The sequence below is a fragment of the Lacisediminimonas profundi genome, assembly GCF_008831265.1.
In the GTDB taxonomy this organism is placed as follows: Bacteria; Pseudomonadota; Gammaproteobacteria; order Burkholderiales; family Burkholderiaceae_D; genus Lacisediminimonas; species Lacisediminimonas profundi.
In genome coordinates, this window is sequence record NZ_VTTH01000007.1 from 255,837 (window position 1) to 269,324 (window position 13,488).

Here is a 13,488-nt window from a genome sequence, read left to right on the forward strand (position 1 = left end):
CGCGACGAATCAGCGCTTCTGCCGCAGCTTGTGGATCGCTGCCAGTTGGGCAACGGCCACTGCCAGCTCAATCTGCGCTGCTGCGTAGTCGATCTTGGCTTCGCGGTTGACCAGTGCTTCTTCCGCCAGTTTCTTGGCTTCAGTTGCCTTGGCTTCGTCGAGGTCGTGACCGCGGATTGCGGTATCGGCCAGCACCGTCACGCTGTTGGGCTGCACCTCGAGGATGCCGCCGGCGACGAAGACGAATTCATCTTCCTGCTGGCCGCTCACCTTGATACGCACCGCACCGGGACGAATACGGGTGATCAGCGGCGTGTGCTTCGGATAAATGCCGAGCTCGCCGGATTCGCCCGGCAACGCGACGAATTCAGCCTCGCCCGAAAAGATCGACTCTTCGGCCGAGACCACGTCAACGTGTATCGTATGTGCCATAAATTTGCCTTGTCTGCGAAATCGGAAGTCCAGTCTTGCGAAGGGTCCGCAGCGATTTGCCGCGGACCAGCTTTCGCATTACTGCATCTTCTTCGCTTTCTCGATGGCTTCGTCGATCGTGCCAACCATGTAGAACGCTTGTTCCGGCAGGTGGTCGAGTTCGCCCGATGCGATCATCTTGAAGCCCTTGATCGTATCTTTCAGCGAAACGTACTTGCCTGGCGAACCGGTAAACACTTCGGCGACGTGGAACGGCTGCGACAGGAAACGCTGCATCTTGCGTGCACGGGCCACCACCAGCTTGTCTTCCGGCGCCAGTTCGTCCATGCCCAGAATCGCGATGATGTCACGCAATTCCTTGTAGCGTTGCAGGGTGCCCTGCACTGCTCGTGCCGTCTCGTAGTGCTCCTGGCCGACCACGTGCGGGTCGAGCTGGCGCGAAGTCGAGTCCAGCGGATCCACTGCAGGATAGATACCCAGCGCAGCGATATCACGCGACAGAACGACGGTCGAGTCCAAGTGGGCGAACGTGGTAGCAGGCGACGGGTCGGTCAAGTCATCGGCTGGCACGTACACGGCCTGGATCGAGGTGATCGAACCGGTCTTGGTCGACGTGATGCGCTCCTGCAAGCGGCCCATTTCTTCAGCCAGCGTTGGCTGGTAACCCACTGCGGAAGGCATACGGCCCAGCAGTGCGGACACTTCGGTACCGGCCAGCGTGTAACGGTAGATGTTGTCGACGAAGAACAGGACGTCACGGCCTTCATCACGGAAGCCTTCGGCGATCGTCAGGCCCGTCAGCGCCACGCGCAGACGGTTGCCCGGCGGCTCGTTCATCTGACCGTACACCATCGCGACTTTCGAGTTCGGCAGGTTTTCGAGGTCAACGACCTTCGCTTCCGCCATCTCGTGGTAAAAGTCGTTGCCCTCACGGGTACGCTCGCCCACGCCGGCGAACACGGACAGACCCGAGTGCGCTTTTGCGATGTTGTTGATCAGTTCCATCATGTTGACGGTCTTGCCCACGCCGGCGCCGCCGAACAGGCCGACCTTGCCGCCTTTTGCAAACGGGCAGACCAGGTCAATAACCTTGATGCCGGTTTCCAGCAGGTCGGTCGAGGGCGAAAGCTCGTCGTAGGCCGGAGCCTTGCGATGGATCGGCGCCGATTGCTCGGCGCTGACGGGACCACGCTCGTCGATCGGGTTGCCCAGCACGTCCATGATGCGGCCGAGGGTCGCCGTGCCGATAGGCACCGTGATCGCCTTGCCGGAGTTCTGGACCATCATGCCGCGACGCAGGCCTTCAGAGGATCCCAGTGCAATGGTACGGACAATGCCGTCGCCCAGCTGCTGCTGGACTTCCAGCGTCAGCGCAGTGCCTTCCATTTTCAGTGCATCGTAAACCCTGGGCATCGCGTTGCGCGGAAACTCCACGTCCACCACTGCACCGATACACTGAACGATCTTGCCTTCAGCCATTTTCGTTCCTTCAATTATCTAAATTTTAAAATTCTTGACGTCTGCTTAAACAGCGGCCGCACCGGACACGATCTCAGACAGTTCCTTGGTGATCGCTGCCTGCCGGGTCTTGTTATAAACCAGCCGCAGTTCATTGATCACATTGCCTGCATTCTCGCTCGCTGACTTCATCGCCACCATCCGGGCCGATTGTTCCGAAGCCAGGTTTTCGGCGACTGCCTGGTAAATCAGTGCCTCGACATAGCGCACCAGCAGTTCGTCGATAACGGCCGCAGCGTCCGGCTCGTAGATGTAGTCCCAGGCATGGGTGCTGGCGTCAGCCGTCATCTTCTCGGACGACAGCGGCAGCAGCTGCTCCATCACTGGCTCCTGCTTCATGGTGTTCACGAAACGCGTGTACACCACGTAGACGGCATCCAGCTTGCCCTCCTGATAGGCATCAAGCAAAACCTTGACCGGTCCGATCAGCTTGTCCAGATGCGGCGTATCGCCAAGCTGGGTCGCATGCGACACGACCCTGGCGCCAATCCGGTTCAGGAAGCCGAAACCCTTGTTGCCGATAGCGACTGTTTCCGCCTTCACGCCTGCGGCATCCAGCTCGCGCAGCTTCGTCGTGACAGCGCGCAGTGCGTTGGTGTTCATGCCACCGCACAAGCCCTTGTCGGTCGTGACCACGATCAGGCCAACCGTCTTCGCACTATCCTGACGAACCAGGAAAGGATGCGTGTATTCCGGGTTCGCAGACGCCAGATTTGAAGCGATGTTACGAATCTTGTCACTGTACGGACGAGCAGCCCGCATCCGTTCCTGCGCCTTGCGCATTTTGGAAGCGGCGACCATCTCCATCGCCTTGGTGATCTTCTTCGTGTTCTCTACGCTCTTGATCTTGCCGCGTATCTCTTTACCTGCAGCCATCTGCAATTACTCCTTGCGGTCGCGTTGTCTTCAGAAGGTTTTCTTGAAGTCGGCGACTGCTTTTGCCAATTGCTCTTCGGCGTCCTTGTCGAGCTGCTTCGTGTCTTCGATCTTCTGCAGCAGTGCGGCGTGGCTGGTCTTCAGGAAGCTGTGCAGTCCGGATTCGAACGCCAGCACCTTGCTGACTTCCACGCTGTCAAAGTAACCCTTGTTGACGGCAAACAGCGACGCGGCCATCAGCGAGATCGGCAACGGCGAATATTGCGGCTGCTTCAGCAGTTCGGTGACGCGTGCGCCACGGTCGAGCTGCTTGCGGGTCGCTTCGTCAAGGTCAGATGCGAACTGCGCAAATGCTGCAAGCTCACGGTACTGCGCGAGGTCGGTACGGATACCGCCGGACAGGTTCTTGATCACCTTGGTCTGCGCTGCACCACCCACACGCGACACCGAAATACCGGCGTTGATTGCAGGACGGACACCAGCGTTGAACAACGAGGTTTCCAGGAAGATCTGGCCGTCGGTGATCGAGATCACGTTGGTCGGAACGAATGCGGAAACGTCGCCAGCCTGGGTTTCGATGATCGGCAGCGCCGTCAGCGAACCCGTCTTGCCCTTGACTTCACCCTTGGTGAACGCTTCGACGTAGTCGGGGTTCACGCGAGCTGCACGCTCGAGCAGGCGGCTGTGCAGGTAGAACACGTCGCCAGGATAAGCTTCACGGCCCGGTGGGCGGCGCAGCAGCAGCGACACCTGACGGTATGCAACAGCTTGCTTGGACAGGTCGTCATACACGATCAGGGCGTCTTCGCCGCGGTCGCGGAAGTATTCGCCCATTGCGCAGCCGGAGTAGGCCGAGATGTACTGCATGGCAGCCGATTCGGATGCGGTTGCAGCGACCACGATGGTGTATGCCATGGCGCCGTTCTCTTCGAGAGCGCGCACGAGGTTCTTGACGGTGGATGCCTTCTGGCCGATCGCGACGTAGATACACGTCATGTTCTGGCCCTTCTGGTTGATGATGGCATCCACTGCAACTGTCGACTTGCCGGTCTGGCGATCGCCAATGATCAGCTCGCGCTGGCCACGGCCAATCGGCACCATCGAGTCGATTGCCTTCAGGCCGGTCTGCATGGGCTGCGACACGGACTGACGGGCGATAACGCCCGGTGCGATCTTTTCGATCGGCGAGGTCAGCTTTGCGTTGATCGGGCCTTTGCCGTCGATCGGCTGGCCGAGCGCGTTGACCACGCGGCCAATCAGCTCCGGGCCGACCGGCACTTCGAGAATGCGGCCGGTGCACTTGACCGTATCGCCTTCCGACAGGTGTTCGTATTCACCCAGGATAACGGCGCCGACGGAGTCACGCTCGAGGTTCAGCGCGAGGCCGAAGGTGTTGCCCGGGAACTCCAGCATTTCGCCTTGCATCGCATCGGACAGGCCGTGGATGCGGACGATGCCGTCGGTCACGGAGATGATCGTGCCCTGGTTGCGAATCTCAGCGGTGTCGCTTAGACCCTGGATCCGGCTCTTGATCAGTTCGCTGATTTCAGACGGGTTGAGTTGCATGCTAACTCCTAAAAATGTTCTGTGTGCTTACGTGACGATCACTGGCTTGCGGCGTTCGTCACGCTGCCATGGCGACGTGCATCTTTTGCAGCTTGGCGCGAACCGAAGTGTCAAGCACCTGGTCGCCCACCACGACGCGCACGCCACCAATCAGCGAAGGATCGACAGTGACGCTCGGATTAAGCTTGCGGCTGAATTTCTTTTCCAGCACTGCAACCAGATCCTGCACCTGGGCCGGAGTGATCTCGAATGCACTGAAGATCTGCGCATCGGCTGCGCCTTCCTGGGCATTCTTGAGCACGTGAAACTGCGCGCCGATTTCGGGCAGCAGCGTCAAGCGGCCGTTCTCCGCCAGCATCGCCACGAAGTTTTTTGCCTCGGGCGTGACTGGCGACTTCAGCGTCGACAGGAAGATCTCGGCGGTGTGCTCGTCCGACACCCGAGGGTTGTCGTCCAGCATCTTCACTTCGGGCAGCGCCGCGACCTGCGCCATTTCGCTGACCAGGTCCGACCAGGCCTGCAGGTTGCCTGCAGCCGCCACGCGAAACAGCGCTTCGGCATAGGGGCGGGCAATGGTTGCGAGTTCAGCCATGATTACAGCTCTGCCTTCAGTTGGGTGAGCAGGTCGGCGTGGGCGGCCGAATTGATTTCGCGCTTGAGGATCTGCTCGGCGCCACTGACTGCCAGGGTCGCCACCTGACCGCGCAATTCTTCGCGGGCACGGGTAACCTGCTGTTCAGCGTCGGCTTTGGCGGCAGCGATGATGCGTGCTGCTTCTTCGGCTGCGGTCTTCTTGGCGTCTTCGATGATGCCCAGTGCGCGCTTCTCAGCGTCGGCGATGCGCTTCTGACCTTCGTCGCGTGCGCTCGACAGCTCGGCTTGAGCACGCTTTTCAGCGGCGGCCATTTCTGCCTTGCCGCGATCTGCTGCGGCCAGACCCTCGGTGATCTTCTGGGCGCGCTCGTCGAGCGCCTTCATCAACGGCGGCCACACGAATTTCATCGTGAAGCCGGCAAGGATGAAGAAGACCACGAACTGAGCAAACAGAGTTGCATTCAGGTTCACAGTAATTTCCTTCTCGTAATGACGATTGCCGGGCCCTGGGTACTTTCGTCCTCGGCCCGGCGAATTGGTTACAGCTGCTTATCCAACGAACGGGTTGGCGAAAGCGAACATCATGGCGATACCGACACCGATCAGGAATGCAGCGTCGATCAGACCAGCGAGCAGGAACATCTTGGTTTGCAGTGCGTTCATCAGTTCAGGCTGGCGAGCCGAAGCTTCGATGTACTTGCCGCCCATGATGGCGATACCGAGACAAGCACCAATAGCGCCCAGACCGATGATCAATCCGCAAGCCAGTGCAACCATAGCGACGTTAGTCATGAAAACTCCTTAATAGTCAAAGTCAAAATTAAAAATACGGGAAACTGCAAAACAAGATTTTTACTGCAAAACGTTCGAGGTCTTAATGCCCCTCATGCGCCTGTCCGATATACACCAGCGTGAGCATCATGAAGATGAACGCTTGCAACAACACGATCAGGATGTGGAAGATCGCCCAGACGGATCCGGCTACGACCTGCATGCCGAAGCCCCACCACGTTGCCGTCGAACCGAGCAGTGCGATCAGGAGGAAGACCAGTTCGCCGGCGTACATGTTACCGAACAGCCGCATGCCGAGGGACACGGTCTTGGCGGCAAATTCGATGATATTCAGACCCAGATTGGGGATCCACAGCGCCGGATGCGATCCGAACGGCGCACAGAAAAGCTCGTGCACGAAACCGCCCAGGCCCTTGATCTTGACGCTGTAGTACAGCATCAGTGCCAGCACGCCGAGAGCCATGCCCAGGGTACCGTTCAGGTCAGCAGTCGGAACCGCGCGATGGTAGTGAATATGCAGGCCAAGGGCCTTGAACAGCTTGTCGAACATGTCGACTGGCAGGAAGTCCATCGCATTCATCATGAAAACCCAGATGAATACGGTCAGGGCCAGCGGAGCGATGAATTTGCGATTGCCGTGAACGATGGATTTGGACTGGTCCTCGACCATCTCGACGATCATCTCGACCAGGGCCTGGAAGCGGCCAGGAACGCCGGCAGTTGCCTTGCGTGCGGCCAGCCACATCAGGAAGCAACCCACTGCCCCCATGGACACCGACCAGAACATCGTGTCCAGGTTGATGATCGAAAAATCGATGATCGATTCCTGCTGGCGCGAGGACAGATGCGTCAGGTGGTGAACAATGTATTCAGATGCCGTCGGTGCTTTCGCCGCCCCTGCAGCCGCCAGGTCAGTTGCCATTTCAATGCCTAAACAATAAGATTAAATAACTTTTCATAGCCACGACGAACCCGACGATCAATGCCAGCCAGTTCAAGTCCCGGTACAACGTGGCGACCGCGAACAACAGTGCGACCGTCAAAGCAATCTTGATAAACTCGCCGATGAAAAACGTCATCGGATTTGCGCCTTCCGGTTTGCGAGCGCTCGCAAAGAGGCGCAGTGCGAAAAGACCATTTGGCACGACGTAACACAGTCCGCCCAGCCACGCCGAAAACAGCGCGTACTTGCCACCCATCAAACCGGCAATCACGCCGACCGCTGCCGTAACAGCAAGTTGCATTAGGACGAGGCGAAGCATCATTGTCCAGATTCGTGCAACCGCGCGACATTAGCCGCATACGTGCCGCAATATTTTTTGAGATAAGGCTGCTTGGGGGGTGCGTCCGCCGAAGCCACGGGATTATAAGTGTTTTCCGAAGGCCGAGTCAAACTTTGACTTGGCGCGCAGCAATCTTTCCACACCGATCCGGATGATCCAGCAGTGGGTGATAACCACACGGAAATCACTGGTCAGCGAGCTACCCTCGCAGCCGGGCAATCACGCCATCCAGGGCATCCAGGTCGGTGAAGTCGATCACCAACTGACCCCGGCTTTTGGCGCCCATGCGGATCGTCACGGTCGTTGCCAGGAGGTCGGAAAGCTCCTCCTCCAGCCGCTTGATGTCGCGTGACTTGTCCTTGGCGTCACCGCGCGCGCCGTCGCCTTGGGACTGCTCCTGGGTGGCTCGCACGACCAGCTTTTCTGCCTCGCGCACCGACAGCCGCTTCGCCACGATCTGGTTGGCCAGCGTGATCTGCGTGGCGGCGTCCACCGCCAGCAAGGCCCGTGCATGACCCATGTCGATGTCGTTTGCCATCAGCATGGTCTGCACCGGTCCGGCCAGGTTCAGCAGCCGCAGCAAGTTTGAAACCGCGCTGCGCGAGCGTCCGACCGCATGCGCCGCCTGCTCGTGAGTGAAATGGAAATCGCTGATCAGGCGGTGAATGCCCTGGGCTTCTTCCAACGGATTCAGGTCCTCCCGCTGCATGTTCTCGATCAGCGCCATCGCCGCAGCCGCTTCGTCGTCGACCTTCTTGACGAGTACCGGCACTTCGGTCAGGCCCGCGATCTGTGCAGCGCGGAAACGCCGCTCGCCGGCGATGATTTCATATTTTGGTCCGCTCCCCTGCTGCTCGATCGGCCGTACCAGGATCGCCTGCAACAGACCTTGAGTCCTGATCGATGCTGCCAGTTCATTCAGGGCTCCCTCGTCCATCCGGGTGCGTGGCTGGTATTTTCCGGCCTGCAGGTCGCCGACACCCAGGATAGTGGGCGCGGAATCGGGAATGCCGGAGGTCTCGGTGAAATCCGAGGACCCTGTGCCGAGCAGTGCTTCCAGGCCGCGGCCCAGTCCTTTTTGTTTTTTTGTCGCCATGGTGTGCATTCCCGGAATTACATGGATTTGATGCGTTCGACCATCTCGGTGCCAAACGCGACATAGGCCTGGGCGCCCTTCGAGGAAGGATCGAAGACGACGCCCGGCATGCCATACGACGGCGCTTCCGCCAGCCGTACATTGCGCGGGATGATCGCCTTGAATACCTTGTCGCCGAAGTGCTGTTCGAGCTGCGCGGACACCTGCTGGGACAGCGTGACGCGTGGATCGAACATCACGCGCAGCAGGCCGATGATCTTGAGATCAGGGTTCAGCTTTGCGTGCACGATCTTGATCGTGTTGACCAGGTCCGACAAGCCTTCCAGCGCGTAGTACTCGCATTGCATTGGTATGATCACGCCGTGCGCCGCACACAGGCCGTTGAGCGTCAGCATCGACAGCGCCGGAGGACAGTCGATCAGCATGAAATCGTATTCGGCTTCGACCTCGGCGAGTGCATTCTTCAGGCGTTTCTCGCGTTGTTCGAGTTCGACCATCTCGACCTCGGCGCCGGCCAGTTCACGATTGGCCGGCAGTACGTCGAACTTGCCGGTTTCGGAGTGCTTGCGGGTCGACTTCACGTCCGCCAAGCCCAGCAGTACCTGATATACCGTCGCTTCCAGCTCAGCCTTGTTGATGCCGGCACCCATCGTCGCGTTGCCCTGCGGATCGAGATCGACCAGCAGGACGCGCTGGCCGATCTTTGCCAGCCCAGCCGCCAGGTTGACCGACGTGGTGGTCTTCCCGACTCCGCCTTTTTGGTTCGCGACGCAGAAAATCTTGGCCATGATTTGCTTTGGTTGGTTCTAGTTGGTCGTAATCTTGATGCCGAAGCCGATCAGAAAAATACCGGCGAGCTTGGAAGACATTGCAGCAAGGCTGCGATTGCTCCTGAACCTGACCGCAGCCACATTGCCCGCGAGGACAAGGAAGGAGCCATAGGTCAGGGTGCAGCAGAGAATGATCGCCGCGATGGCAAGGAAAGTCGACGCTCCTTGCTGGGTGGCGGGGTCGATGAAGAGCGGGAAAAACGCCATGTAGAAGATGATCGCCTTCGGATTCAGCAAGGTCACCAGGAAGCCGCGCCGCAGGTCGACGAATTGGCTGAACGCCACCGCTGACGCAGCGCCCTCGCCTTTCGCCAGCAACAAACGCAGCCCCAGCCAGCACAGGTAGGCTGCGCCCACGTATTGCAGGCCGGCGAACCACATCGGATGCGCACGCAACAACGCAGCCACGCCAAGCGCAGCCAGCAGCATCAGCACCGAGTCTCCCAGCATCACCCCGAACAGCGAAGCATAACCGCCGCGCACGCCGCGCTGGGCGGCGCAGGTCAGTATGCAGAACGTGCCAGGACCAGGCAGCATCAGGAAAATCATGGTGGTGGCGATCAATTGCCACAGGTCGTTCACCCCAAGCTGCGCCAAGGACGGAAGCGCGATCATCGCGGGCTCTCCTGCGAGGCGCGCTGGATAATGACCAGATGGCGCTCGGCATCCAGGCCGGGTACGCTCAGTTGCTCGACGCCGGTTACGATCCATCCCGGCGGCAGCGCGGAAATTTCATCCGCGGGCATGACGCCCTTCATCGCAACGAAGCGCCCCCCCGCTTCAAGCAAGTGCGCTGACCAGGTAATGAAATCGCGCAACTCGGCAAAGGCGCGGGAGGTAATCACGTCGAACTTCACGGCGGGATCCATCTGCTCCACCCGCCCGGTCACAATGGTCACGTTTTCGAGGCCGAGTTCGGCCTTGGCCTGGGTCAGGAACGCAGTTTTCTTGTGGACCGTGTCGACCATGGTGACGCGCATCTCTGGCGCGCACTGCGCAGCCCAGATTGCGAACACCATGCCAGGTAATCCGCCGCCGGCGCCGACATCGAGCAGGCGGCGGGCATTCGCCACCGCAGGCACTGCTGCGAGGCTATCGAGCAGATGCTGGGTGATCATGCGCTCCGGATCGCGCACCGCAGTCAGGTTATACACACGATTCCACTTGACCAGAAGCGCGGTGTAATCGAGCAAGCGATCCAGCCCTGCCTGGCCAAGGTCGAGGCCGAGCGCCCCGATGCCGCGTTCGAGCAGGGCGGCAAGCGCCGGTCGGTTGAAGTTTCCAGCGCTCACGCTGCTGCTTCCGGCGGGGCCACGAATTCCTTGAAGCCACCCTTCTTCAGGTGGACCAGCAATAGCGAAATGGCGGCTGGCGTCACGCCGGATATGCGAGAGGCCTGTCCTAGCGTTTCAGGCCGATGCTTGGTCAGCTTCTGGCGGACTTCCATGGAAAGTGCAGCAACCTGCATGTAATCCAGCTCGGCCGGAAGCTTGAGGTTTTCATAGTAATCGTGGCGCTCGACCTCACGCGCCTGGCGGTCGATATAGCCGGCGTACTTCACCTGGATCTCGACCTGCTCCTTGACCGCAGGGTCAAGCGTCGCGGACGGCGCATAGTGCGTCCCATCAAGAGCGGTCATCGTCGCCAGGCTTTCCCACGTGACGTTCGGGCGGCGGAGCAGGTCAGCAAGTGCATACTCTCGCTCCATGCCTTTACCCAGAACACGTTGGGCTTCCGCCTCTGAAACAATCCGGGGATTTACCCAGGTCGATTTCAGGCGCTCCATTTCCAGCGCGACTGCTTCCCTCTTCAACTCGAAGGCAATCCATTGCTCATCGCCTACACAGCCCAGTTGCCGGCCGGCTTCGGTCAGTCGCAAATCGGCATTGTCCTCGCGCAGGCTCAGGCGATACTCGGCCCTGCTGGTGAACATACGATAGGGCTCGGCAACACCCTGAGTGACCAGGTCGTCCACCAGCACCCCCAGGTAGGCCTGGTCGCGGCGCGGAGTCCAGGACTCTTTCCCCTGTGATTGCAGGGCAGCATTGATTCCGGCCAGCATTCCCTGGGCGGCAGCCTCTTCATATCCGGTCGTGCCATTTATCTGGCCGGCGAAAAACAGGCCCGCGATTGCCCTGGTTTCGAGCGACACCTTCAGCCCGCGCGGGTCGAAGTAGTCGTATTCGATTGCATATCCGGGACGCAGTATGTGGGCATTTTCCAGGCCGCGCATCGAACGCACGAGTTCGAGTTGAATATCGAAAGGAAGACTGGTCGATATCCCGTTCGGATAGAACTCGTTGGTTGTGAGCCCTTCTGGCTCCAGGAATATCTGATGCGACTCCTTGCCGGCAAAGCGGTGGATCTTGTCTTCGATCGACGGACAGTAACGCGGACCCACACCTTCGATGACGCCGGTGTACATCGGACTGCGATCCAGTCCGCTGCGGATAATATCGTGGGTCTTGCTGTTGGTATGCGTCACCCAGCATGGCATCTGGCGCGGATGCATGGCTACCGACCCCATGACGGAAAACACCGGAATCGGATCGAGGTCGCCGGGTTGCTCGTCCATGACGGAAAAGTCGATGCTACGCCCATCGATCCGTGGCGGCGTTCCCGTCTTCAATCTTCCTTGGGGCAGCTTCAACTCCTTGAGCCGGGCCGACAAGGAGACTGCCGGCGGATCACCGGCGCGGCCAGCGGAGTAATTGTTCAGCCCGACGTGGATCTTTCCATCCAGGAAGGTGCCTGCCGTCAGCACCACTGCCCTGCTCCGGAACCGGATTCCGACCTGCGTTATTGCGCCAACCACCCGCTCACCCTCGACCATCAGGTCGTCGACTGCCTGCTGGAACAGCCAGAGGTTGGGCTGGTTTTCAAGCCGGTGACGGATGGCTTGCTTGTACAGCAGGCGATCTGCCTGGGCACGCGTGGCGCGCACTGCCGGCCCCTTCGACGAATTCAGGATGCGAAACTGTATGCCAGCCTCGTCCGTGGCGATTGCCATTGCACCGCCCATCGCATCGACCTCTTTGACGAGGTGGCCCTTGCCGATGCCGCCAATCGATGGATTGCAGGACATTTGTCCAAGCGTCTCGATATTGTGCGTCAGCAGCAAGGTCTTTTGGCCCATGCGGGCAGCAGCAAGCGCAGCCTCGGTACCGGCGTGCCCGCCGCCTACGACGATGACATCAAATTCAGTGGGAAATAGCATGGAGCGCCTCGGATCAGTCAGGCTGGAGCAGAGGCGAGATTATAAGCGGTTTTGGAGCCGGCCGATGTTTCACGTGGAACAGTCCGTGCGAGCGCTGGTGAATGTTTCACGTGGAACAATCAGGACCGGCTCCCGGGAAATGTTCCACGTGAAACATTCATCGCAAGAACGCGTCGTATGCTGTTTTCAGGACCAACGCAGACACCACGACCAGGAACAGGCGGCGAACAAAAGGTAGTCCACGCGTGATCGCCAATCGTGTTCCTGTGACAGATCCGACGATATTGCACACGGCCATCAGCAATCCCACCTGCCACAGGATATGTCCGGTCCAGGAAAAAAGAAGCAAGGCCGCCAGATTGCAGGCGACATTCACCACCTTCGCCGCTGCGGATGCACTGAGGAAGTCGAAGCCAAAGAAACGGACGAACATGAAAACCAGAAAGCTGCCTGTCCCCGGCCCGAAGAATCCGTCGTAGAAACCGATGCCGCCGCCGACCAGTACCGCCAGCAACTTCTCCTTGTGTCCAGAATGCTGGGGAGCATGATGCTGGCCAAAATCTTTTTTCACATAGGTGTAGATCGCGACCACAACCAGTACGAAGGGGAGCATCTTCCGGACAATATCCGGCGGTACGTGGGTGACGGTAAATGCGCCGAGAAATGCCAGCAGGAAAGCAGCTGCGGCAGCGGGTGCAGCGGTGGCCCACCTGACTTTAACCCGGCGAGCATAGCTTGCTGCAGCCGCTGCTGTTCCCCAGATGCCAGCCAGCTTGCTGGTGCCTAGCAGTGTTGCAGGGGCCGTCTGGCCGAACACGGAAAAAAGGGCTGGCGTCTGGATCAGCCCTCCCCCGCCGACCACCGCATCAATCAAGCCAGCGAGGAATGCAGCAGCACCCAGAAGGAAGAAGTCGGTCATGAGTCAGGGGCTGAGGAGAGAAGTTGCGGCCCGGAATTGTACTACCGGGCTGGGTGTATCGGCGCTGATCTGCACTCGGCCACATATGTGGCCTACAAGCAGCGGGCATCTGGAAGGAAGACTGATGGGATTCAGATTGCTCCGCTGTCCGAGTTCTGGGTATTGCCCAACTCCCTGGGTGACCGGTTTTGCGGCTCTCTGGCTTGCGGTTCGTGCGGCTGGGTTTGATGGTTGTGGTTGTGAAGCCGGGAGACACCCCGGCAGGTGTGTAACTTTCTTTTGGAAAAGAAAGTCACCAAAGAAACCAAAGTCAAAACCCACTTGGCCAACGCCCGCTTCGATCGCCAACCAGACTCGGATGTCTG

At 59.4% G+C, this 13,488-nt stretch carries 15 protein-coding genes; all 15 read right to left on the bottom strand.

All coding sequences use genetic code 11. From position 1 onward, the window contains the following. Nucleotides 1-9: 9 nt before the first annotated feature. Nucleotides 10-432 (bottom strand): F0F1 ATP synthase subunit epsilon, encoded by a 423-nt coding sequence (locus FVE66_RS18755; protein WP_151448989.1) that lies wholly within the window; start codon nucleotides 430-432, stop codon nucleotides 10-12. A 78-nt stretch (nucleotides 433-510) separates the two neighbouring features. Next, the gene (atpD, locus tag FVE66_RS18760; protein ID WP_151448990.1) at nucleotides 511-1,911 is read right to left on the bottom strand and encodes a F0F1 ATP synthase subunit beta; all 1,401 of its coding nucleotides are present in this window, start codon (nucleotides 1,909-1,911) and stop codon (nucleotides 511-513) included. Nucleotides 1,912-1,956: 45 nt separating this feature from the next. Beyond that, nucleotides 1,957-2,826, bottom strand: coding sequence for a F0F1 ATP synthase subunit gamma (atpG, locus tag FVE66_RS18765; protein WP_151448991.1), 870 nt, complete (start codon nucleotides 2,824-2,826; stop codon nucleotides 1,957-1,959). A gap of 30 nt (nucleotides 2,827-2,856) precedes the next feature. Continuing rightward, the gene (gene atpA / locus FVE66_RS18770; protein WP_151448992.1) at nucleotides 2,857-4,392 is read right to left on the bottom strand and encodes a F0F1 ATP synthase subunit alpha; all 1,536 of its coding nucleotides are present in this window, start codon (nucleotides 4,390-4,392) and stop codon (nucleotides 2,857-2,859) included. Between the two features lie 58 nt (nucleotides 4,393-4,450). Next, nucleotides 4,451-4,984 (bottom strand): F0F1 ATP synthase subunit delta, encoded by a 534-nt coding sequence (locus FVE66_RS18775; RefSeq protein WP_151448993.1) that lies wholly within the window; start codon nucleotides 4,982-4,984, stop codon nucleotides 4,451-4,453. 2 nt (nucleotides 4,985-4,986) lie between these two features. Then, on the bottom strand, nucleotides 4,987-5,457 hold the full coding sequence (locus FVE66_RS18780; protein ID WP_151448994.1) for a F0F1 ATP synthase subunit B: 471 nt from the start codon (nucleotides 5,455-5,457) through the stop codon (nucleotides 4,987-4,989). A gap of 78 nt (nucleotides 5,458-5,535) precedes the next feature. Next, on the bottom strand, nucleotides 5,536-5,778 hold the full coding sequence (atpE, locus tag FVE66_RS18785) for a F0F1 ATP synthase subunit C (protein ID WP_151448995.1): 243 nt from the start codon (nucleotides 5,776-5,778) through the stop codon (nucleotides 5,536-5,538). Between the two features lie 82 nt (nucleotides 5,779-5,860). Then, nucleotides 5,861-6,700, bottom strand: coding sequence for a F0F1 ATP synthase subunit A (gene atpB / locus FVE66_RS18790; protein WP_151448996.1), 840 nt, complete (start codon nucleotides 6,698-6,700; stop codon nucleotides 5,861-5,863). A 1-nt stretch (nucleotide 6,701) separates the two neighbouring features. Further along, nucleotides 6,702-7,040, bottom strand: a complete 339-nt coding sequence (locus FVE66_RS18795) for an ATP synthase subunit I (protein WP_151449025.1) — start codon at nucleotides 7,038-7,040, stop codon at nucleotides 6,702-6,704. 220 nt (nucleotides 7,041-7,260) lie between these two features. After that, nucleotides 7,261-8,157, bottom strand: coding sequence for a ParB/RepB/Spo0J family partition protein (locus tag FVE66_RS18800; protein ID WP_151448997.1), 897 nt, complete (start codon nucleotides 8,155-8,157; stop codon nucleotides 7,261-7,263). Nucleotides 8,158-8,174: 17 nt separating this feature from the next. Continuing rightward, nucleotides 8,175-8,945, bottom strand: coding sequence for a ParA family protein (locus tag FVE66_RS18805; protein WP_151448998.1), 771 nt, complete (start codon nucleotides 8,943-8,945; stop codon nucleotides 8,175-8,177). Nucleotides 8,946-8,963: 18 nt separating this feature from the next. Beyond that, on the bottom strand, nucleotides 8,964-9,602 hold the full coding sequence (gene leuE, locus FVE66_RS18810) for a leucine efflux protein LeuE (RefSeq protein WP_151448999.1): 639 nt from the start codon (nucleotides 9,600-9,602) through the stop codon (nucleotides 8,964-8,966). Then, on the bottom strand, nucleotides 9,599-10,279 hold the full coding sequence (rsmG, locus tag FVE66_RS18815) for a 16S rRNA (guanine(527)-N(7))-methyltransferase RsmG (protein ID WP_151449000.1): 681 nt from the start codon (nucleotides 10,277-10,279) through the stop codon (nucleotides 9,599-9,601). The genes leuE and rsmG overlap by 4 nt, the downstream gene beginning before the upstream one ends. Continuing rightward, a complete protein-coding gene (mnmG, locus tag FVE66_RS18820; RefSeq protein WP_151449001.1) occupies nucleotides 10,276-12,204 on the bottom strand; it encodes a tRNA uridine-5-carboxymethylaminomethyl(34) synthesis enzyme MnmG in 1,929 nt (642 codons plus the stop codon). The genes rsmG and mnmG overlap by 4 nt, the downstream gene beginning before the upstream one ends. Before the next feature lie 157 nt (nucleotides 12,205-12,361). Beyond that, nucleotides 12,362-13,123 (bottom strand): sulfite exporter TauE/SafE family protein, encoded by a 762-nt coding sequence (locus tag FVE66_RS18825; protein ID WP_151449002.1) that lies wholly within the window; start codon nucleotides 13,121-13,123, stop codon nucleotides 12,362-12,364. Nucleotides 13,124-13,488 lie beyond the last annotated feature (365 nt).